This is a genomic window from Corynebacterium antarcticum, assembly GCF_016595285.2.
Lineage (GTDB): Bacteria > Actinomycetota > Actinomycetes > Mycobacteriales > Mycobacteriaceae > Corynebacterium > Corynebacterium antarcticum.
This window is the reverse complement of the sequence record NZ_JAENIP020000004.1, coordinates 146,211-168,406: the sequence shown is the minus strand read 5'-3', so window position 1 is coordinate 168,406 and position 22,196 is coordinate 146,211. Positions and strand designations below refer to the sequence as shown.

Here is a 22,196-nt window from a genome sequence, read left to right as displayed (position 1 = left end):
CACCCCAGTCCCGGTGGGGTGCCCCGGACACCGGAAGCCCCCGTCCCACCGTGGAGGCCACGGGCGGGGGACGGAGGCGGAGAAACCCCGGGTGCGTGGGGCTAGTCCTGCTTCGCCCTGGCGTGGGCGACCATGTCGTCCCACTCGACGATCTTCTTGCGCTCGCGGCCCTCGGCCTCGCCGGCCCTGCGCTCCGCGGCGTCGAGCCGGTGCCAGCCGTCCCACGTCGTGTACTCGATGCCCCTGCCGCTGAGGAACTCGAGGACGGCATCCTCGTCCGGGTTGGCGGCCGGAGCCAGGGTGCCGTTCGCCCAGTCGGCCAGCAGCATCTCGGTGGTCTCCTTGGCGTCGCCCTTGGTGTTGCCGATGAGTCCCACCGGGCCGCGCTTGATCCAGCCCGTCGTGTAGTAGCCGGCGATCGGTGCGCCGGACTCCGGGTCGAGGACGTGTCCGCCGTCGTTCGGGATGACGTTGCGGGAGGTGTCGAACGGGATGCCGGTCACGGGATCGGAGCGGTAGCCCACGGCACGGTAGACGGCCTGGACGTCCCAGGTGGTGTACCTGCCGGTGCCGCGGACATTGCCGGTTCCGTCGAGTTCGGTGCGTTCGGTGGTGAACCCGACGACGTGGCCGTCCTCGCCGATGATCTCGACCGGGGACTCGAAGAAGTGGATGAACAGCTTGTGCGGAGCACCCTTCGGATCGCGGATCGCGTACTGCTCGATGACGGAGCAGACGAGGTCGGTGGTCTTCGAGTTGCGGCGGGCCTCGATGGAGGCCTCGTCGTAGTCGATGTCCTCGGGATCGACGACGACCTCGATGGTGTCGGAGTGGTCGAGCTCCTTGAGCTCCAGCGGGGTGAACTTCGCCTGGGCGGGACCGCGGCGACCGAAGACGTGGACCTCGGTGGCCTGATTGTTCTTCAGGCACTCGTAGACGTTGTCCGGGATCTCGGTGACGTGGAGTTCATCACCGGTCTTGGCGAGGACGCGGGCGATGTCTAGTGCGACGTTGCCGACGCCGACGACGGCTACGGATTTCGCGGACAGGTTCCACTCGCGGGAGAAGTCGGGGTTGCCGTCGTAGAAACCGACGAACTCTCCGGCGCCGTAGTGCTCGGGGAGGTCGGAGCCCGGGATGTCGAGATCCCGGTCGCCCGTCGCGCCCGTGGAGAAGACCACGGCGTCGTAGTACTCCTTCAGTTCCTCGGCGGTGACGTCACTGCCGATGTCGACGTTGCCGAGGAGGCGCAGCTCCGGCTTGTCCAGCACCTTGTGCAGTGACATCACGATGCCCTTGATGCGCGGGTGATCGGGGGCGACACCGTAGCGGATCAGACCGAACGGCGCGGGCATGCGCTCGTAGAGGTCGATGGCGACATCGGTGTCGGACTTCATCAGCAGATCGGAGGCGTAGATGCCGGCTGGGCCGGCTCCGATCACGGCTACCCGGAGGGGACGAGACATATCAGTGGACATCCTTGGTGAAATCGTCGAGGACAGAACGGAAAATAGACAGCTCTGACTACTGTACGCGGTCGGTGCGGAATCATGCCAGGATATCCTTCACGCGCACCCATGTCGGTGGTCCGGGTCACGTTTTCCCGTCCAGTTTCCGTCCAGGCGTGTTCCGACGTCCGGAACGGGACCTCCGTGGGCGGGGATTCGACCGGGGTCGCCCCCGTGGTTGGGGGTGTGGAACTTCACGCCGGGGCCCCGCGGGGCTGTGTACAGGGGCGTTCCCGGAGGTTTTCGGGTGAGACGTCGTTCCGGTGGTGTCCGGGTCGCCGGTTCCGGGTGTTCGGCCGGATTTCCGTGTCTAAACTATGTAGTGAATCACAGACAACGACAGAAGCCAGCCTGTGCCACAATGCAGGTGTCCCGGCCGCATGACGCGTCACGCTGTGGCCGCATGCGCCAGCGCGACACACAGAAAGGACTCCACGTGATTTCCTCCCCCCGCCCGGTGCTGCTCACCGCAGCCGGCCGCAACCTCAACGGGATCGACACCGCCCCCCTCGCAGAGCACCTGGGTCTGGAGGTTCGGCCCTTGATCGACGGGGAGGTGTCGGTGTCCGCTGTCATCGGGTCAGATCCGCTGGGGTCCGGCGCCGCGCTGTTCGTCGGAACCGGAAGCATTGACTTCGACTCCCGGTGTGCCGCAGCCCTCGGGGTGCCGCTGCTCATCGTCACCGGCCCGGACTCGACGCTCGCGGACCTCGCGGTCGCCGAGGCCGAGGCCCACGGCGCCAGCGTCGTCACGCTCACCGACCCGGCGGACGGAGCCGCGCTGGACGCCACCGCGTCCGGTTTGCGTGCCGCCGCCCCGGAGCCGGTGATGAGCCCCGCGCTCTTCGAGCACTGGCTTCTCGGTCAGGCGCGCGCGAAGCGCACGCACATCGTCCTCCCCGAGGGCGAGGACGACCGGATCCTGACCGCAGCCCACCAGCTGCTGGCGGAGGACGTCTGCGAGCTGACGATCCTCGGCGACGTCGAGGACGTCCGGCGCCGCGCCGCGGATCTCGGACTCGACCTCTCCGCCGCACACCTGGTCGACCACCTGACCGACCCCGACGCCGAGGTGTTCGCCGAGGAATTCGCCGAGCTGCGCAAGGCCAAGGGCGTCACCCTCGAGCAGGCGCGCGAGACCATGCGGGACATCTCCTACTACGCCACCATGATGATCCACACCGGCCGCGCCGACGGCATGGTCTCCGGTGCCGCGCACACCACCGCGCACACCATCAAGCCGTCGCTCCAGATCATCAAGACCGCGCCGGGTGTGAGCTTCGTGTCCTCGATCTTCCTCATGGTGCTGCAGGGCAGGCTGTGGTCCTTCGGTGACTGCGCCGTCATGCCCAACCCCACCGCCGCAGAGCTCGGTGAGATCGCCGTGGTCTCCGCACGTACCGCCGCACAGTTCGGCATCGACCCGAAGGTCGCCGTCCTGTCCTACTCCACCGGCAGCTCCGGAAGCGGCGAGGACGTCGACCGCGCGACCCAGGCCGTCGCCGCCGCCCGGGAACTCGATCCGTCGGTCGCCGTCGACGGACCCCTGCAGTTCGATGCCGCCGTCGATGCCGGGGTGGCGAAGAAGAAGATGCCCGAGTCCACCGTCGCCGGCCGGGCCAACGTCCTCGTGTTCCCCGACCTCGAGGCCGGGAACATCGCCTACAAGGCGGTCCAGCGCACCGCCGACGCCCTCGCGGTCGGCCCCGTGCTGCAGGGCCTGAAGAAGCCCGTCAACGACCTCTCCCGTGGCGCGACCGTGCGTGACATCGTCAACACCGTCGCCATCACCGCGATCCAGGCAGGAGCCAAGTAATGTCCGACCTCGCACTCGTCCTCAACTCGGGGTCGTCCTCCATCAAGTTCCAGCTGGTGGACCCGCAGCGGCACGCCACCGACGAACCCTTCGCCTCCGGACTCGTCGAGCAGATCGGCGAACCGGAGGGGCGCGTCACCCTGAAGTACGCGGGGGAGACCTACACCACCACCGCGCCGATCCCGGACCACAACGTCGGTCTGGACATGGCGTTCGAGCTGATGAACGAACAGGGCTGCGGCCCCGCCGAGGTGGAGATCACCGCCGTCGGGCACCGTGTCGTCCACGGTGGCATCCTGTTCTCCTCGCCGGAGATCATCACCGACGAGATCCTCGGCATGATCCGGGACCTGATCCCGCTCGCACCCCTGCACAACCCGGCGAACATCAACGGCATCGAGGTCGCGCGCCGGATCCTCCCGGACGTCCCGCACGTCGCGGTGTTCGACACCGGCTTCTACCACTCCATGCCGCCCGCGGCCGCGCTCTACGCGATCAACAAGGACGTCGCAGCGGAGCACGGTATCCGCCGCTACGGTTTCCACGGCACCAGCCACGAGTACGTCTCCAGGCATGTCCCGGAGATGCTCGGTATGCCCGCCGGGGAGGTCAACCAGATCACTCTGCACCTGGGCAACGGGGCATCGGCCACCGCGGTCCGCGGCGGCCGTGCGATCGACACCTCCATGGGCATGACCCCGCTCGCGGGCCTCGTCATGGGAACCCGCTCCGGCGACATAGATCCCGGCATCGTCTTCCACCTGCACCGCTCCGCGGGCATGTCCATCGACGAGATCGACCGCCTGCTCAACCGTGACTCCGGTGTGAAGGGCATCTCCGGGGTCAACGACTTCCGCGCGCTCGGTGAGCTCATCGAGGAGCACAACGAGGACGCGTTCCTCGCCTACAACGTCTACATCCACCAGCTGCGCCGCTACATCGGCAGCTACATGATCGCCCTCGGCCGGGTCGACGCGATCACGTTCACCGCCGGCGTCGGGGAGAACGCCGCGAACGTCCGTGCGGACGCTATGGCGAACCTGGAGAACTTCGGCATCCGTATCGATCCGGAGCGCAACGCCGAGCGCAGCAGCGCCGCCCGGCAGATCTCCACCGACGACTCCCCGGTCAAGATCTTCGTCATCCCGACGAACGAGGAGCTGGCCATCGCCCGCTACGCGGTCGAGCTGGCCAACCGCAGCCGCTGAGTGGTCGGGGTGGACGGGGACGCTTGACTGTCCCCGTCCACCCGTCATGTCACGGACCCGGTGCCACGACGGTGCGGCGGGGTGGGAACCGGCGTTCCCGGGCGCGCCACACGTGTACCCCGGCCGCACCGCCCGCCCCGCCCGGCCGGATGATCGGGCGTCCGACGACCGGACCGTCGCCTCTCCCGGCGCCGGCCCGGGGCCTCAGATGCCGACGTCGAGGTCGTTGAAGTCCTCCAGCTTCGCGCCCTCGGCGCGCTTCCTCTCGTAGAACTTCTTGCGCGCCCGGTCGATCTCGTCGTTGCCGACACCGATGCACCAGTATCCGGCGACGCTGACCCGGGACTTGTCCATGCCGACCTCGTCGCGGAAGTAGCTGCGGATCGAGGCCATCTCCGCGCGCTCCCCGGCCGCCCACACGACGTACGAGGTGGGATTCTCCAGTGCCCTCGCGCACGTGTACAACGGCTGGGGATCTCCTGTGTCCTCCGGGTCGATGTGGGTCAGTCGGAGATCACCGGGGAGCGTGATCTCGTTGACGGCGGCCCTGTCCCCGGCGACGAGATAGAGCTCGCCGGGGAGTTTCCCGTCGGTGCGGTCGAAGATGCTGACGAGCGCGGGAATGGCGGTGGCGTCCGCGAACAGTGCGACAGGTTCGTCCTGCTCGCGGGGTGGGATGGTGAAGTGCACCCTGGGGCCGGTGAGCGAGAACTCCATGCCGACGTGGGCGTCGCGGCTGAACAGCATCATCGGCGAGTCGTGCTCGTGCTGGACGATGTCGACGACCACTTCCCCGGTGTCCTCCAGGAAGTCGCGCACCGTGTAGACGCGGGTGTGGTTGCCGTACCGTTCCGACAGATACAGCCGTATCGCGACGTTGGCGCTCCTCCACGCCGGATTGGTGCCCGCTCCGGATATTCTCGCCGTGATCCGCACGATGGACGGGCAGGGTTCGGACACCGAGGTGATCACCGCGGTGTGGTCGTCGATGTCGCGGTCGTGCTCACTGTCGCGCAGGTGGACCGGGGGCCGCCCGGTGTAGAACCTGTTCGCGGCGCCCGGGGTCGCCGGTGCCGTGGCGGGGGCCGCGGCATCGTCGGGGTTGCTCGTCATGGACTTCCATCCTCGAATCTTCTCTGGATCGTCTCGGTGGTCTCGGTGGTCTCGGTGGTGTCGTGCGGGGTCGATCAGTGGCTCGTCGGCGGACCGCCTCCTGCGCCGCCGCGGCGGGTGCGGGGCACGATGAGGGGCCTGCCGGTGTCCGGATCCCGCAGGATGCGGGCGTCGAGGTCGAAGACCTCGCGGAGCATGTCGAGGGTGAACACGTCGTCGGGATGGCCCCGGGTGACGACGCGACCGCTCTTCATGGCGATGATGTGGGTCGCGTAGCGGGCGGCCATGTTCAGGTCGTGCAGGACCGCGACGAGTGTCCGGCCCCGCGAGTGCAGGGTGGCGCACAGATCGAGGACGTCGGTCTGCGTGGAGACGTCGAGGAACGTGGTCGGCTCGTCGAGCAGCATCACCCTCGTGTCCTGGGCCAGCACCATCGCGATCCAGGCCCGTTGCCGCTGCCCGCCGGAGAGCTCGTCGAGGTGTTCCCCGGCGAGATCCGCGAGCCCGGTGTGGACGAGGGCGTCGTCGACCGCGCGTTCATCGGCGGCGGAGAACTGGGACAGGATGTGCTGGTGCGGGTAGCGGCCCCTGCTGACGAGATCGGCGACGGTGATGCCCTGAGGGTGGATCGGGGACTGGGGGAGTACACTGACGGCCCGGGCGATACGTTTCGTCGGCATCCGGGACATGTCCGTACCGTCGACGAGGACACGACCCCGGGTGGGTTTCAGCATCCGGGAGAAGGTCTTCAGCAGCGTCGATTTGCCGCATCCGTTGGGACCGATGATCGCGGTGAACTCCCGGTGGGGGAGGTCCAGACTGAGGTCGCGGATGATGGCGTCCCTACCGTAGCCGACGGTCACGTTCTCCAGCGCGAGGCGCACCGGCTCCGGCGGGTCCGTGTCCCGACCGTGGGCCGGCTGATGCTCCGGCTCGCCGATGGCCCGGAGGTGGTGTGGCGTGTGGGTCATCGTGTCACGTCCTCGTCGATGATCGGGTGAGCAGTATCAGGAGGTACCCGCCGCCGAGAACACCGGTGATCAGGCCGACCGGGGCACGCAGGCCGATGTCGATGTGCTGGGTCGCGTGGTCGGCGAGCAGGAGCAGCACCGCGCCCGTGACGAAGGAGTGCAGGATCGTGACCCCGGGGACACGGGTGATGAATCGTGCGATGTGGGGACCGGCCAGCGCGATGAACGCGATCGGGCCGGCGACGGCGGTCGCGGTGCACGCCGCCAGCGTCGCGAGGATGATCGCGGTGAACCGGGTGCGTTCCACCGGCACACCGAGGCCGGATGCCGTGGAGTCACCGAGTTCGATGGCGTCCACACCGCGCCGCAGCACCGCCAGACCGGGGATGAGGACGACCGTCGCGAGAAGCACCGAGCGGGCGTGCTCCCAGCCGCGGCCGGACAGCGATCCGGCGCGCCAGTCCTGCACCTGTGTCGCGAGACGGATGTCCGCGGTCAGCAGCATGAGGTCCAGGACCGCCGACACCGTCGCGGCGACACCGATTCCGACGAGGACCAGCCGGATCCCGTTCGCTGATCCACGGGTCCGGGCGAGCGTGTAGACGATCGCCGCCGTGAGCAGGCCACCTGTCGCTGCGGCGAGCGCGACGGGCAGCACGTCGGGGGACACGAACAGGATGGTCAGGCCCGCGGCGGTGGCGGCACCCGCGGTGAAACCGATGATGTCCGGGGAGCCCAGGACATTGCGGCTCAGGGACTGGAACACCGCGCCGGACACGCTGAGCAGACCACCGACGCACACCGCCGTCAGCGCCCGGGGCAGCGCCCGCGACCGGACGGACCGGATCGACCGCGCGTCACCGTCGCCGACGACGGCCCGCAGGGTCTGTTCGGGCGAGAGATCGGCACGGACGGACATCAGGGCGAAGAGGATGACGGCGGCGAGGACGACCAGCCCGAGGACACCGACGACGGCGCCCCTCTGGGAGTAGGTGACCGACACCGGTCCGATGCGTACGGCGTGGATCTCCGAGCCACTGATCCTCCGCTCTGACGGACTCACAGGGCCACCGCCTTCCGCGAGCGCACCAGCGCGATGAACACCGGCCCGCCGAGCAGCGCGGTGGCGATACCCGTCTGCAGTTCCGCGGGGGCGATGACCACCTTGCCGGCGACATCCGTGGCCACCAGCAGAGCCGGTCCGATCGCCATGATCGCCGGGATGAGAACCCGGTTGTCCGGTCCGGTCAGTCTTCGGGCGAGGTGCGGCGCGGCCAGACCCACGAAGGAGATCGGTCCGGCCGCGGCGGTCGCCGCGCCTGCCAGCATGACCACCGCCACCGCTGTGGTCAGACGGACCAGACCGATCCGCACACCGAGGCCCACCGCGGACTCGTCCCCCAGACCCATGGCGTTGAGGGGGCGGGCCAGCAGGAGAGCCAGCGCGCAGCCGACAGCGACGAACGGCAGCACGGCCGTCAGTACATCCGGGCCCCTGCCCTGGAGAGAACCGATCGCCCAGAACCGGAAGTGCTCGAAGATGGTGTAGTTGCTGAGCAGGATCATCGAGATGACCGAACTCAACGCCATGGTGATCGCCGCCCCCGCGAGCGCGAGCCGCGCCGGGGAGGCTGCGTCCCCGGTCACCGAACCCAGCAGATAGACCACCACGGACACGACGCCCGCCCCGGCGAAGGCCCACCACACGTACCCGGACACGTCGGTGACTCCGACGTACCCGATGGCGACGCACACGGCCAGGGACGCCCCCGCGTTGATCCCGAGGATGCCGGGATCGGCGAGCGGATTCCGCGTCAGTGCCTGGACGAGTCCTCCGACGAGCCCGAGGCACAGGCCCACGACCAACCCCAGCGCGATCCGGGGAAGGCGCGATCTCACGACGATGAGATGGTCGGGGTCCGTCGGGTCGAAGGCGGTGACGGCACCGATGACCACGGACGGCTCAACCGGATGCGAACCGGTGAACAGCCCGGCGAGGGTAGCGGCGAACACGACGGTGAAGCTTCCGCAGATCACGGCCCACATGCGGCCACGGCGGGTACGGGGGCGTTCGTACGGGAGGGGGATCGGCATGGTGGACTGTGCTGAACTAGCCGGTCAGCTGTTCGACGAGGGAGTCGATGGTGAGCAGAGCCGAGTAGTAGTCCAGGCGCCAGGAGTACTCGCCGAAGACGAAGACGTTGGCGTTCTCGACGGCGGGGGCCGTGGAAACCAGCGGGTCCCCGGAGAACGCGGCAACCGGTGTCTCGGTTCCCGTCTGCATGAGGAAGACGCTGCCGACGTCGGCGAGCGCCGCAGCCATGTTCTCCCGGCTGACCATGCGCATGTCGGGCCGCACCTTCGTCGACGTCTCCTCGGGGACGTCGGTGACGGTGATGCCCAGGTCCTGCAGGATCTGGCCGTGCTGGGTGTCCGGACCCGGAACCGCGAGCCCCTCCGCCGCGCGGTAGAAGCCCACGACCGCGGGCTCGGCGGGCGGGGTGATCTCGGCCGCGGCCCGCTCCACCTTCTCCTCGTAGTCGGCGATGAGTTCCTCGGCCTTCTCCCCGGTGCCCGTGACCTCCCCCAGCATGCGGGTCTGCTCCTGCCAGGACATGTCGAGGTAGTCGACCATCACCGTCGTCGTTATGTCCTGCAGCTGCGCGTACTCGTCGTTCACGGCGTCCCCGCCGACGACCGAACCGATGATCAGATCCGGATCGAAGGAGTCGACGGCGTCCAGATTGATGTCGAGACGCGGGTACGCGACCTCCACCCCACGCTCGTGGGCGATCTCGGCCCACTGCATGAAGAATCCGTCGTCGTCGGTCAGATCCGTGACGGGTGCCGCGGCGGTGGCCACGACCGGAACCCCCAGCGCCAGCAGCGTCCCGGTCATCGACGGCGACGTCGAGACGATGCGCTGCGGCTTCTCCTCGATGGTGACCTCGCCCCTGGCGTCGGTCACCGTGCGGGGGAACGCCGCCGCCGTCTCCGCGGCCGATGCCCCGGAGCTGTCTGTCGTGCCCGGGGCCGCCTGTGTCGTGTCGGGCGTCGTGGACCCGTCCCCTCCGGAGCATCCGGTCATGGTGGCCACACCCAGTGCCGCCACGGTGAGCACGGTGGTCGTGTGCCTGGCCATCTTCACCATCGGTTGATCACACCCCTGTCGTTGTCGAATTGGTCCTCACCCACCGTCTCCCGTACCGGCGACGGGAAATGTGTCGGCACGGGGGACGGACGGCGGGAGGTGAACTGAAGGTTGGCCTAACCTTAGGATGGGGTGTCGGGCTTCGGTCGGCTCGAGGCGTCAAGTGTTTAACATCGTCGTGGGGTCGTACCGCAGCTGGTGGTGGATTCGGCGACGGACGGGGAGAGGAGGGGACGATGACGGTCCAGCAGCGGCTCCGTGGAGGGTCGGTCGAGGGGTCCTCCCGCTGTGCCAGACGCGCGCTCATCGTGTGGGTCTACGCCGGAACCGCCGGTGTGGACACGGCGGTGGGGACGACCCGGTTGTCGGCCGGACAGGTGATGCTCATCGCGGCCGGTCTGCGCTACCGGATCCGTGGTGGCGAGGACGCTGTGGTCATCCCCGTCGAGCTTCCGGGAGAGCTGGCGGTCGCGGTGTCCATCCGAACCGCTGTCGCCGCTCTGCCGGAACAGCTCCGGCTGCGTCTTCTGTTCGAGTTCGCCCAGAACCTGGGGTATCTGAGGCCCGATGTGGAACGCACCGACTTCCTGCGGTGTCTCGTCGCGGAGATCATCGCCGCTCAGTCCGATGCGGTGCCGGTGCCCGTGGCTCCGCAACCGATCTCGGCGGAGGCGACCGCCGTGGCGGGGACGGTCATGGCTGATCTCTCCGTCAACCACAGTGTTGCGCAACTCGCGGACATCGCCGGTGTGTCCGTGCGGACACTGCAGCGGAGATTCCGCGCGGAAACCACGTTGAGCGTCAGCCGGTGGATCACCCGGGTCCGGCTCAACGAGGCCGTCGCCCTCATCGCGCGTGGTCGTGGCCTGCAGTTCGCGGCCCATGCCACCGGATACCCGGGTGCGAGTGAACTCATCCGTGCCTACCGTGCCGAGACGGGGACCACTCCGGTCGCCGCACTCTCCGGAGGCGGACGGGCTTCCGTCGGTGAGATCAGGTTGGACGACCCCGGTGTGCCGGAAAATGAGACCTGGCTCAACATCAATGGTGGGGACATCGTCGTCTGGTTGGTCACCGGGCGGGCCACCGTCACCACTGATCGGTGCACCATCGGCATCGTGGAGGGCCAGGGGGTGGTGCTTCCCGCCGGCGTCGCGGTCCATGTGGCGATGGAGGCGGGCACACTACTGCTCCCGCTCGGGTTCCGGTACCCCGACGGCAACGGGTCCGCCGGTGCGGCACGGGTGCCCACCGTCGTCGATTTCTCCGGCTTCGCTCCCGTGGAACTGCTTCGAACGGCGGTCTCCACGCACACGCACATAACGGTCGAGGGAGCCCGTCACGACGACATCTTCCGGAGTGTCCCCGGTGTCCGTGAGGAGCCACCTGCCGGCGAGGGCGACCGATCCGGTCAGCAGGTGTGTGTCCGGGATGATGGGGTCAGTCGTCAGCGTCACAGCTATGTCCGTCGGATGAACCTCGCCCGCATACTCCTGGCGCAGGGGAGGAGTCCCACGGAAACGGCGCGCACCCTCCGGTATTCCCACGCCGCGGCGTTCACCAGGGCATTTTTCGCCGAGCACGGTATGACCCCCAAGCGGTACGCGCAATTGACCGGTGCCCGGCCGGGGCCCGTACTGGCGGACGAACCCGTCGTGGTCCCCGCCCGTTCCGGGCCGTCGGTTGCTCCCCGGTCCCGGGGCGCATGACCCCGTAGCCACCGTCCCCGTCGGGACTCGGCGCGTAACGATTCACGCCGGTCACGGTGCGCGCCGGGGCCCGGGCCGTGGCCGAACGGAGAATTATCGGGTACTGTTTTCAACAGTGTTCCGATGGTGGTCCTCCGGGGCGTGCATTCTGCTGCTGTTCACGCGATGTTGGGTACCCGGGTCCCGTGCCTTTTACGGTCGGTTAACCCTGGGGTGGTCGACTGATGGAGTCCCGAAACGACGAGAGATCCGCATCGTCCCTCAGTTCCGCCATCTCCGACACGGAAAGCCTGACACATGACCGCCAAGGAAAGCCGAACACAGAAACAAGCGACACGCGCCGTCGTGGGGGCCCTCCTCACCGCGGCCCTCGCAGTCGTCCTCCCCGTCAGCGCGGGTGCAGACCCCGAGCGGGTCCCCGCCGCTGAGAAAGCTCCGGTCACCGGACCGGGAGGTCAGTACAACGGCCCGGAGAAGTGCAGTCCCATCGCCGAGGACGGAACGGTCCGCGCACTGAAACCCGGCGAGTGCGCCCAGTTCGGAACCGTCGGGCAGAAACGGACCGAGAATCACGCCAGGAACGTCATCCTCATCATCGGTGACGGCATGGGGCAGCAGGAGATCACCGCCGCCCGCAACTATCTCAAGGGTGCCGCCGGCCGTTTCGAGGGGCTTGACGCCTTCACCTCCACCGGTGCCTACACCCACCACTCCGTGGACCGGGACGGCTCCTTCAACTACGTCACCGACTCCGCGGCATCGGCGACCTCCTGGACGACGGGCATCAAGACCTACAACGGCGCCATCGGCGTCGACCTCGAGCAGAAGCCGGTGGAGAACCTCCTCGAGAAGGCCAAGAAGGCCGGGTTGCGCACCGGCAACGTCAGCACCTCGGAGATCGAGGACGCCACCCCGGCCGCATTCGTCGCCCACGCCTTCAACCGGAAGTGCTACGGCCCGCAGGAGGAGGAGAACTCCAAGGTCTGCCAGGGGGAGGCGTTCGCCGCCCAGTACCGGCACAACGGCGGCCTCGGGTCCATCGCTGAACAGATCGTCGACGCCCGCCCCGACCTCACCCTCGGTGGTGGCCTGGCGGCATTCGACCAGGAGGTCATCCACGAGGGGGAGGGCACATCACCGTTCCTGCCCGCCAGGACCACCTGGACCGCCGGAAAAACGGTGCTGGACAACGCCGCTGACAACGGCTTCACCGTCGTCCGCACCGCAGCGGAACTCGACTCCGTCACCGCGGCCGACCAGGACGCCCCGGTACTCGGACTGTTCGACGACGGAAACATGATCACCCGCTACGCCCCCTCCAAGGCAACCCCCGACGGCGGCTCCGGCCGCCCCCTGGAGTGCGAGGCGCAGGACACCGAGGGGCAGCCCGAACTCGTCGACATGACGACGAAGGCCATCGAGCTCCTCGATGATCCGGAGTCGGACAAGGGCTTCCTGCTCCAGGTCGAGTCCGCCTCCATCGACAAGCGCTCCCACGCCGCCGACGCCTGCGGCATGATCGGCGAGGTCGAACGCCTCGATGAGACCGTGAAGGCGGCGCTCGACTTCGCGAAGAAGGACGGCGACACCCTCGTCGTCGTCACCGCCGACCACGCGCACTCCACCGAGATCATCTACGACGGACAGGACTCCGTCGCCGCGACCACACGTCTGCGCACCGGGGAAGGCTCCTCGCAGACCATCGCCTACGGCAGCCTCCCGCTGCAGGAGCTCGCGGACAACCCGAAGGCATCCCAGCAGCACAACGGCTCGCAGCTCCGCGTCGCCGCCTACGGCCCCGGTGAGGAGAACGTGATCGGACAGACCGACCAGACCGATCTCTTCTTCACCGTCGCCAATGCCCTGCGGATCAACGACGTCCCCACCATCGAGGCGTCCGATCCCACCGAGAAATCCGCCACCTCCTACAGGGCCGGAACAGAAGACCGCAACGCGCCGGCGGACCCCCTCGCCACCTGTTACAAAGTCGGTGACGACGGATTCGTCTCCGGCCCGGGCGACTGCGCCCAGTTCGCGAAGGAGGGACAGGGCCTCGACGACGAGAAGGCGAAGAACGTGATCCTGTTCATCGGCGACGGCATGGGGGACAGCGAGATCACCTCGGCCCGCAACTACCTCCACGGAGCGAACGGGCGGCTGCCCGGGATCGATGCGCTGCCCTATACCGGTTACTACACGACGTTCGCGCTCGACCCCGAGCTCGGCGGTCCCACCTACGTCACCGATTCCGCGGCGTCGGCCACCGGCTGGGCCACCGGCACCAAGACCTACAACGGTGGACTCGGCATCAGGGTCGACGGCACCCCGGTGCCCAACATCATCGAAATGGCCAAGGCCAGGGGGCTGAAGACCGGCAACGTCACCACCGCCGAGATCCAGGACGCCACCCCGGCGGCGGTCGGCAGCCACGCACTCAACCGCAAGTGCTACGGACCGGAATACGACAAGAACAACAAGACCTGCCAGGGCGAGGGATTCGAGAAGCAGTTCCGCGAGTACGGCGGCCTCGGCTCCATCTCCGAACAACTCATCGACACCCGGGCCGACATCACCCTCGGCGGCGGCGCGAAGTACCTCGAGCAGACCGTCCAGACCGGCGGCGACTGGGACGGACACACCTGGACCAAGGGTGACTCCGTCCTCGACAACGCCCGCAACCAGGGCTTCACCGTCGTCACCTCCGCCGACGAACTCGACGCCGTCAAGGAGGCCGACCAGGACGCTCCGGTCCTCGGTATCTTCGCCGAGGGCAACCTGCCCCGGGTCTGGGAGCAGAGCATCCCGACCGTCGAACCCGCCGTCGGACAGGGTGTGCGCTGCACCGAGAACCCCGAGCGCGGCGACGAGGTGCCCACCCTCGCGCAGATGACCACCAAGGCGCTCGACCTGCTGCGCAATGACAACGGATTCCTCGTCCAGATCGAGTCCGCGTCCGTCGACAAGGCCGACCACGACGCAGACATCTGCGGCCAGATCGGCGAGGCGCAGCAGCTCGATGACGCGATCCGGGCGGCCCGCGACTGGGTCCGGGAATCCGGCGAACCGACCCTCATCATCACCACCGCCGACCACGCCCACACCTCGCAGATCACCTCGAACGACCGGGCGACCGCCGGCCGCACCACCAAGCTGGTCACCGCCGACGGCGACGAGATGACCGTCAACTACGCCACCGCCAAGTCCAACGACGACGAAGAGGCACTCGGCTCCCAGACCCACACCGGGGCCCAGCTGCGGGTAGCCGCCGAAGGCCCCGGGGCCGCCAATGTCGTCGGGCAGATCGACCAGACCGACATCCACTACGTCATCGCCAACGCCCTCGACCTGGACACCGACGGCGCCGGCATCAACCTCGCCGGACGCTGGGAGGCCACCGAAACCGGCTCCCCCGACACCTCGACGGAGGCACAGGAGACATCCGGAACCCCCACCAGCTCCTCCACGAAGATGTGGATCGCCCTCGGGTTCCTCGCCCTGGTCATCCTCATCGCCGTCACCGCTTTCGTCACCGGACGTCGACGCACCAACGCCCGGGGCTAGAAGGGAAACGACATGGACAGAAGCCCGGACCGGACCGATCAACACGGCCACGATCACGATGAGCGCATCGACGGTGGCCCGGCGACCGGTCCGGGTTTCGCGGCCCAGATCATCGCGGTCCTGTGGCTGCTGACCGGGGCGCTCGTCCTCGCGATGCTCGTGAGCGGCCGGATATCCACCTACATCAGAACGTTCTGGCAGCCGCTGACGCTCACCGTCGGGATCCTCGTCACGGCGCTCGCGATCTCGGTCCTCTGGCTCGGGGCGCGGCGGGAGAACCACGGGGGCGGTGGGCGTGCGACGGTCTCACCGATCGCCTGGCTCGTGTTCGTACCGTTCCTGCTCGTCGTCATCGGGGCGCCCTCCCCGCTCGGTGCGGCGATGCTCGACAACACCGCCAGCGGCACCGAACGCGACGCGGCACTCGCCGGAAACGGGGGCAGGGTGGTCACCGCCCGCGGGGGAGTCACCTTCGAGCCGCTGTCCGACAGCGGGGTCAACGAACTCAACCTCGACGACCTCCACAACCGGTACTCCTACGGCGACCTGGCGGACCTCGGGGGGAAGCGAATCAAGGTCCTCGGATTCATCTCCCACGGTGGGGCGGCCAGCTTCGACGACAGCGGGCGGGAATCCTCCGCCGACGGACAGAAGGTGGTGGTCAACCGCTACAAGATCTTCTGCTGTGCCGCCGACGCCGTCGCCTACTCCGCCACACTCGCCGGCGGCACGGACCTGCCCGACGACACGTGGGTCGAGGTGGTCGGCACCGTCGACACCGACGCCTCCACCTCGCATCTCGTCCTCGACCCAGAATCGATCACCGAGACCAAGGAACCGAGGATCCCGTACCTGTGAGCACCACCGCCACACCGAAAGCCGCGGACACCGGCCGGGCCGGCCGCGTCACCCCCAGGCAGCTCGCGCTCTGGGAATTCACCGCACTCGGGCTCATCGTCGTGCTGTGGACCCAGTTCGGCACCGGCCCGACCAGCGCCGTCGACCCGCTCTGGAACATGGGTGGCGCCGTCGAATCCTGGGCCGCGATCACGGTCGCCGTGGCGATCCAGGCGCTGCCGTTCCTCGTGCTCGGGGTCACCGTGTCCGCGGTGATCGCGGCGTTCGCGCCACCCGGTTTCCTGCAGCGCATCATCCCGCGCAACAGTTTCCTCGCCGTGCCCGTCGCCGGCTCCGTCGCCATCGCCCTGCCCGGATGTGAGTGCGCCTCCGTGCCCGTCGCCCAGTCCTTCATGCGCAACGGGGTGTCCAGGGCCGCGGCGCTCGTGTTCATGCTCGCCTCCCCGGCGCTCAACCCGGTGGTCATCGTCTCCACGGCGGTGGCGTTCAACGCCCTGCCGGAGATGGCCTGGGCCCGGTTCATCGCCTCATTCCTCGCGGTTCTCACCGCGGGCTGGCTGTGGATCATCCTCGGCCGCGACGACGAGATCCGGGTCACCGCTCCGGACGGCGCCGGTTTCGGCGGCTGCGCCGACGACCACTGCACGCACGACGCCACCGGGTCCGGGAAGCGGAGCTGGCAGTGGCGCCGGTTCCAGATGACCGCACTCCACGACCTCACCCAGGCCGGGGGATTCCTCGTCCTGGGCGCGATGGTCGCGGCACTGATCAAGGTCACCGTCCCCGCCTCCTGGTTCGCCGACATCTCGCAGACCCCGCTGCTCGCCGTCCTCGTCATGGTGGGACTCGCGATCCTGCTCTCCCTCTGCTCCGAGGCGGACGCCTTCGTCGCCGCGTCGTTCACCGCGGTCTCCCCGACCGCGCAACTCGCGTTCCTCGTCGTGGGCCCCATGGTCGACATCAAGCTGATCTCCATGCAGGCCGGTGCATTCGGGCCGCGGTTCGTCCTCCGGTTCGTCCCCATGGTCCTGATCTGCGGTGTCCTGTCCGCGGTCGCGGTGGGCACGGTCATCTTCGGGGTCCTGTGAGGCGGCATCGTTTTCCGGGACGTCCGGTGACGCGGAAGATCCCGTGGCACCACCGGTCACAGCGGGTCCACCCGACGGAGACAGGCGTACCCCGGAACCGGCACGCCGCGTTCTCTTCCGCACGGCGACGGCGCGGGTTTCCCCACGGCCGGACCCGTCACCGTCCCGGACGCGCTGAGTGAGGCGGTGCGGGACGAGCTCCGCCGGACGTCCCGACGCCACGCCCGCTGCTGAACCGGCACCGCCGCACGCACCATCGTCCGGAGGCGCCACACCGCGGTCACACCCCGGGAACCGTGGGGAGAGGTGCGGTCAGAACCAGGTCGGCGGGCGCACCGCATTCGCCATGTCGACGAGGCTGTACCGGTGCCGCGCGAACGGAGCCATCCGCGCCTGACTGCGCAGGGTGTCGGCCAGAGCCGCACGCAGTCCCCGCTGGGAGAACGGGAAACCGAACAGGGTGTTGGGGCTGGCGGAACAGTCCAGGCCGGTCGACCGCAGCCAGTTCAGCCCCGCGCTGATCACACCGATCCTGATCTGCAGGAGACGTGGTTCGTTGTTCGGGATCTCCTCCAGGCGGCGGGCCGCGCGCCGGATCCTCGATTCGGTGAGCTTGGCCGGATCCCCGGAGACCAGCAGCAGGATCGTGGTCAACTTGGCCATCCGGTGGTGCCGGGAAGGCTGGGGAACCTTGTCGAGGGCGTTCACCGCTAGTTCGACCTGCTTCTCCGCCATGAGCTGGCGGGCCATACCGAAAGCGGAGGACACCGTCGTCGGGTTCGTCGCCCACACCAGCGCGTAGAGGCGCATCGAGTGGAACCGGAGGGCGACCGGATCGGAGGTCAGGTGGGACCAGCTCTCCCCGAGCGTCGACAGCACGTCCATGTGGAGCGCCGCATCGGTACCGGCGGAGTGCGCCGCGGTGTGGATGGCGTCCTGGTCCAGCAGTGGGCGGTGGGTGTACCCGAACTGCTGCAGGAGCATCTCGTCGACCGCCGCGAGGGCGAGCTTCGGCGCGGCCTCGCCGGGGACGATGTTGAGCACGTTGTTGAAGTGGTCCTGCGCGGCCACGTAATCATCCAGCAGCAGGTCGGTGACCCCCGAGTACCACTGGTGCCGCCAGTCCAGGCCGAGGCGCTCCGACAGGGAATCCAGCCACTGCTTCGCCTCGAGGGTGAAACCCAGATCGAGAAGGGCCCGGACGACGCCGAGCGGGATCTCCGCGGATGCCGAGTACTCCTCGGTCTGCATCGCCTGGCGCATGGTCTCCAGTGCCTCGAGCGGTTCCGCGTACGACGATCCGGACAACAGGCCCGCGCCGACGTCGCTGCGATCGATGAGGGGGACGGGGAGTGCGGCGACCACCTCGGGCGCGGTGATCCGGACCTCCCGCTCGATGCCGTCGATGAGTTGGTCGGTGCGGAACACCTGGTGCTTGGTTCCGAACGTCGTACGCTGCGGGGAGAACAGGGAGTGCTGCGCCGGGAACTGTTTGCCGTCACGGATCGCGAGGATCTCCCGGAGCACCCCGTAGAGCTGGGTGGACAGTTCGGTGACATCGCGGAACCGACGGGCCGGATCCTCGTGGGTCGCACGGAGCAGCAGGCGGTAGAACGACAGATGCCTGCGGAGCACCGGCTCCCCGGCGGGGGAGGGGATGCCCGGGGCGTAGGCGTCGTCGACGACCGGGAGGTTACAGGTCATGGCGGCGAGGGTGCGGCCGATGGTGTAGATGTCGCTGGCCACACTGGGGCCCTGGGTGGGGACCTCGGGGGCCTGGAACCCGCGGGTGCCGTAGATGAACCCGAAGGCACCGATGCCGCTGACCGCGCCGAGGTCGATGAGCTTGACCTGGTCCTCGGTGACGATGATGTTGTCGGGCTTGAGATCGTTGTAGACGACACCACGGGAATGGAGGTAGTCGAGGGCGGGCAGGATCTCCAGGATGTAACCGATGGCGAGAGCGACGTCGAAGACACCCCCCGACTGCCGTCGCCGGCGGCCGCGGAGGGACGGGCCACCGACGTACTCCATGACGATGAAACTCGTGTCGCTGTGCGGGTCGTCGATGAAATTGAAGATCTTGACGATCCCCGGGTGGGTGATGTCGGCGAGGAACTCACGTTCGGCCTCGGCGACGGACCGGTGCCGGTTGTCCGGATCGGAGATCATCCCCTTCAGCACGACCCACCGCCCGGAGACGTTCCGGTCCTGCGCGAGATAGACCCACCCCATTCCGCCGTGCGCGAGCACTCCCGCGACCTCATACTGCCCGGCGACCATGTCCCCGGGGGACAGGGAGGGGGGCTCGATGCCCCTGGCGATGTCGTCCGCCGGATCCGTGATCGCCTCCATGGGGTCCCGGAGGCGGATGAAGGGCAGCTGCACCATCCCGTCGGCGACGAATCGGCTCCTGCGCGTGGACGAACGGCGCTCCCGGAACGTCGACAGCGCCTGCTGCCGGGACCTGGTCCCGGCGTCCTCCGCAGGCGACGCCGACGACGATGTCGTCGTGCCGGCGGGACCCGGCGCGGGAGCCGTGCCGGTGGCGGCCGCGGGGGAGGTCGCCGTCAGGGTGGCGGCGTCATCACGCATGCTCCCGAGGTCGTCGAGCAGCGCGTGGATCGTGTCGTCGTCCTCCAGGTCATCGTCCTCGAAGGGATTGTAGGGGACCGCCTCGGTGCCCATCTCGTACTCGGCCATCGCTATGACTCATCCTCCTGCTGGGTTTCCCTGTCAGGTTCGGGCCGGTAGTCGAGAGGTGGGGGCCCGTCGGTGGACTGGTACGGGCCGAACCACCGGTTGTACAGGCGCCACCAGGTGCCGTCCTCGCGGACCCGCTCGATGGTGGAATTCACCTGCCGGATCAGGCCGTCCGTGTCGTGCCGGTACCCGGGGGAGGCGATGCCGACCCCGTAGTGTTCCTCGCCGAGGGGCGGGCCGACGAGACGCGTGTAGGGGTCCTGCTCGGCGATGCCGGAGAGGATCGCGTCGTCCGATATCACCGCGTCAGCCTGGTACTGCTGCACCGCGACGAGGCAGTCGGCCCAGTTCCGGACCAGGAGAAGATCCGCCTCCGGGGCGAGCGATCGGGTCCGTTCGGCCGCCGTCGAACCGTTGGTGACGCACACCGTGCGCCCCTCCAGATCAGCCAGCGAGGAGATGTTCGACGACTCCATCGCGAGAATCCGGGTCCGTGCCGTGAAGTACGGAGTGGAGAACGCGATCTGGTCCTGCCGGCTCCGGGTGATCGTCAGGGAGCGGACCACGATGTCCACGGTTCCCGCCTCGAGAGCCAGGACCCTGTCGGAGGAGTCGACGAAGCGGAAATCCACCCGCGACGGGTCACCGAAGATGTCCCGGGCCATCTCCCGGGCGAGATCGACCTCGAAGCCCTCCAGTTCCCCGGTCGTCGCATCGCGGAAGCTCAGGAGGTTCTGCGACTGGTCGACCCCCACGATCAACCGGCCGCGTCTGAGGATCTCGGGCACCCGTTCCTCGACACTCTCGTTCCCGGGGCGCCGGGAACCCAGCAGTCCCTCGACCAGGATGGGTTTTCCGGGGATGCTGCCCGCCTCCTCCACCGTCGCACCGGGCGGGAGCGGGAGGGACGAGTCGGTCGCGGAAACCCACGCCGGCTGGGGCTCGTCGTGATTCGGCTGGGCACACGAGGCCGTGGTGAGGGCGGTGGCGAGGAACACGGCCGCGGAGATCGAACGACGGTGACGCATCACAGGTACTCCTGGAGTCGGGGTCGGATGCCCGCCGCCGTGGCGACCATCGCCAGCAGGCTCAGCAGAAGCACCATGGAGGACACCCGGGTCGTCGCGTTCAGCCCGTCGGCGATGTAGCTGCGCAGGGAGGCCCGGGCATCGTCGATGAGTGAGGACAGGGCGGAATCCAGCGAATCGAAGGCGCTCGCCGCGGTGCCGTCACCGGGGGAGCGCTCCACGCCGTGGACACCGAGGGCGGTCTCCAGTGCAGCCGGATAGTTTCCGGCGGCCTGATCCTCGGTGAGGGAGGAGTGGGCGCTACGCCAGTAGACGAGCGACTGCCGGGCGATCTCGGCGTTCGCGGAGTTGACGTCCGCCTTGCTCAACACGGAATTCTCGTAGGCGTCCAGCGCCTGGTCTATGGCCCGGGTCGCGGTGAGGAAACCGGCCTTCCCGCTGGAACTCTGCCGCCGCACGAGCGCCAGGGTCTCCTCGGTCCGGGCCTTCTGCGCGGCGATGCGGGCGTTGGTCAGCGACTCGAGCGGCTGCGAGGCCTCCTCGAAGCCCCTGGTACCGGCGTTCCAGGTGACGAGGTTCGCGCCACCGACCCACAACAGGGCGACGGTCATCAGGATCGTCGCCGTGACGAAGCCCTTGTTCAGCCAGCGCCGCGTGCGGACCGCCAGCCACCGTTGCCCGAGCAGCAGCAGCAGGATGGCGGCGGCCAATCCCGACAGGGGGACCCACTGCGGTTCGGTCAGCTGCGACTGCTGCTGGCGGACCTCCTCCGACGTCTGCTCGAACAACTCCGCTGCGGCGGGGAGGATCTCGGTGCGCATGAGGGCGGAGGCCTCCGCCAGGTACGCGGCACCCACCGGGTTTCCCGCCCGGCTGTTCGTCCGCGCGGTCTCCACCAACCCCGTGTACACCGGCAACTGGCGTTGGATCTGGGAGATGAGCTGGCCCGATCTGCTGTCCAGATCGGCGACTCCCGCGGCGGCCCTGGACGCGGCGATGCTCGCCCGCCGGACCGAGTCGTTGTACGTCTGCCGGGTCTGCGGCGATTCCACACCCGCCTGCGCGAAACCGGTGGTCGCGGCGGTGTCCGCCACCGAGAGTGAGGTGTAGAGGTTGTGTGCCGCGTAGGACGTCGGTTCCGTGGTGGTGATCAACGTCCCGAGGGCGTCCTTCCGGACCGCCGACGACTGGGACATGGAGAAACCGGCGGCGAAGATGGCGACCGTGATGATCAGGGTCATCGCCGTCATCTTGCCCGGGGAGGTGCGCAGGAAACCGAACGTCCTGCGTAGCCAGTGGAAGGGCTGGCCGAAGGTGTCCTGGGCGAAGGCGAACAGCGGATGCCGGCGACGCTGCCGGTCCATTCCGCTGACCCGGTCCAACCAGTGGTCCTGGGTGTCCTCCGGGATCACGGAGGACTGAGGGGCGCCGGTCATTTCACAAGAATAACCGACCTTCGCGGCTTTCACTGCTGCTGTGCTG

At 68.4% G+C, this 22,196-nt stretch carries 15 protein-coding genes; 6 read left to right on the top strand and 9 right to left on the bottom strand.

Annotated elements, in window-relative coordinates; genetic code table 11:
* Positions 1–101 precede the first annotated feature (101 nt).
* Entirely contained in the window at positions 102–1,466 is a 1,365-nt protein-coding gene (locus JIM95_RS10400; RefSeq protein WP_200256441.1) for an FAD-dependent oxidoreductase, read from the bottom strand.
* 481 nt (positions 1,467–1,947) lie between these two features.
* Between JIM95_RS10400 and pta the strand changes: the two genes are divergently transcribed.
* Positions 1,948–3,324, top strand: a complete 1,377-nt coding sequence (gene pta / locus JIM95_RS10395) for a phosphate acetyltransferase (RefSeq protein ID WP_410170881.1) — start codon at positions 1,948–1,950, stop codon at positions 3,322–3,324.
* Positions 3,324–4,532 carry an acetate kinase gene (locus JIM95_RS10390; protein WP_200256445.1) on the top strand — a complete coding sequence of 403 codons (1,209 nt, stop codon included), beginning with the start codon at positions 3,324–3,326 and terminating at the stop codon, positions 4,530–4,532. Before pta ends, JIM95_RS10390 begins: the two co-directional genes overlap by 1 nt.
* A gap of 204 nt (positions 4,533–4,736) precedes the next feature.
* Here JIM95_RS10390 and JIM95_RS10385 read toward each other — a convergent pair whose 3' ends face one another.
* The 5 genes from JIM95_RS10385 to fepB all read right to left on the bottom strand — a co-directional run bounded on the left by JIM95_RS10385 (position 4,737) and on the right by fepB (position 9,758).
* Positions 4,737–5,645, bottom strand: a complete 909-nt coding sequence (locus JIM95_RS10385; RefSeq protein WP_200256447.1) for a siderophore-interacting protein — start codon at positions 5,643–5,645, stop codon at positions 4,737–4,739.
* 74 nt (positions 5,646–5,719) lie between these two features.
* A complete protein-coding gene (locus tag JIM95_RS10380) occupies positions 5,720–6,616 on the bottom strand; it encodes an ABC transporter ATP-binding protein (RefSeq protein ID WP_200256449.1) in 897 nt (298 codons plus the stop codon).
* 4 nt (positions 6,617–6,620) lie between these two features.
* Positions 6,621–7,679 carry a FecCD family ABC transporter permease gene (locus JIM95_RS10375; RefSeq protein WP_200256451.1) on the bottom strand — a complete coding sequence of 353 codons (1,059 nt, stop codon included), beginning with the start codon at positions 7,677–7,679 and terminating at the stop codon, positions 6,621–6,623.
* The gene (locus JIM95_RS10370) at positions 7,676–8,710 is read right to left on the bottom strand and encodes a FecCD family ABC transporter permease (protein ID WP_200256452.1); all 1,035 of its coding nucleotides are present in this window, start codon (positions 8,708–8,710) and stop codon (positions 7,676–7,678) included. The genes JIM95_RS10375 and JIM95_RS10370 overlap by 4 nt, the downstream gene beginning before the upstream one ends.
* Before the next feature lie 16 nt (positions 8,711–8,726).
* Positions 8,727–9,758, bottom strand: a complete 1,032-nt coding sequence (fepB, locus tag JIM95_RS10365; RefSeq protein WP_200256453.1) for a Fe2+-enterobactin ABC transporter substrate-binding protein — start codon at positions 9,756–9,758, stop codon at positions 8,727–8,729.
* Positions 9,759–10,003: 245 nt separating this feature from the next.
* On the opposite strand from fepB, the gene JIM95_RS10360 reads away from it, so the two are divergent.
* The 4 genes from JIM95_RS10360 to JIM95_RS10345 all read left to right on the top strand — a co-directional run bounded on the left by JIM95_RS10360 (position 10,004) and on the right by JIM95_RS10345 (position 16,983).
* Positions 10,004–11,476, top strand: coding sequence for a helix-turn-helix transcriptional regulator (locus JIM95_RS10360; RefSeq protein ID WP_200256454.1), 1,473 nt, complete (start codon positions 10,004–10,006; stop codon positions 11,474–11,476).
* A gap of 297 nt (positions 11,477–11,773) precedes the next feature.
* Positions 11,774–15,037 (top strand): alkaline phosphatase, encoded by a 3,264-nt coding sequence (gene phoA, locus JIM95_RS10355; RefSeq protein ID WP_200256455.1) that lies wholly within the window; start codon positions 11,774–11,776, stop codon positions 15,035–15,037.
* Between the two features lie 12 nt (positions 15,038–15,049).
* Entirely contained in the window at positions 15,050–15,895 is an 846-nt protein-coding gene (locus JIM95_RS10350) for a TIGR03943 family putative permease subunit (RefSeq protein ID WP_200256456.1), read from the top strand.
* Complete coding sequence (locus tag JIM95_RS10345; protein WP_200256457.1) at positions 15,892–16,983, top strand: permease; 1,092 nt, start codon at positions 15,892–15,894, stop codon at positions 16,981–16,983. The genes JIM95_RS10350 and JIM95_RS10345 overlap by 4 nt, the downstream gene beginning before the upstream one ends.
* A 312-nt stretch (positions 16,984–17,295) precedes the next feature.
* Here JIM95_RS10345 and JIM95_RS10340 read toward each other — a convergent pair whose 3' ends face one another.
* Genes JIM95_RS10340 through JIM95_RS10330 form a run of 3 tightly spaced genes read right to left on the bottom strand, consistent with a single transcriptional unit; the run spans position 17,296 to position 22,150 of the window.
* A complete protein-coding gene (locus JIM95_RS10340; RefSeq protein ID WP_200256459.1) occupies positions 17,296–19,686 on the bottom strand; it encodes a serine/threonine protein kinase in 2,391 nt (796 codons plus the stop codon).
* 2 nt (positions 19,687–19,688) lie between these two features.
* A complete protein-coding gene (locus JIM95_RS10335) occupies positions 19,689–20,714 on the bottom strand; it encodes a glutamate ABC transporter substrate-binding protein (protein ID WP_200256461.1) in 1,026 nt (341 codons plus the stop codon).
* A complete protein-coding gene (locus tag JIM95_RS10330) occupies positions 20,714–22,150 on the bottom strand; it encodes a hypothetical protein (RefSeq protein ID WP_200256463.1) in 1,437 nt (478 codons plus the stop codon). Before JIM95_RS10330 ends, JIM95_RS10335 begins: the two co-directional genes overlap by 1 nt.
* Positions 22,151–22,196: the final 46 nt, after the last annotated feature.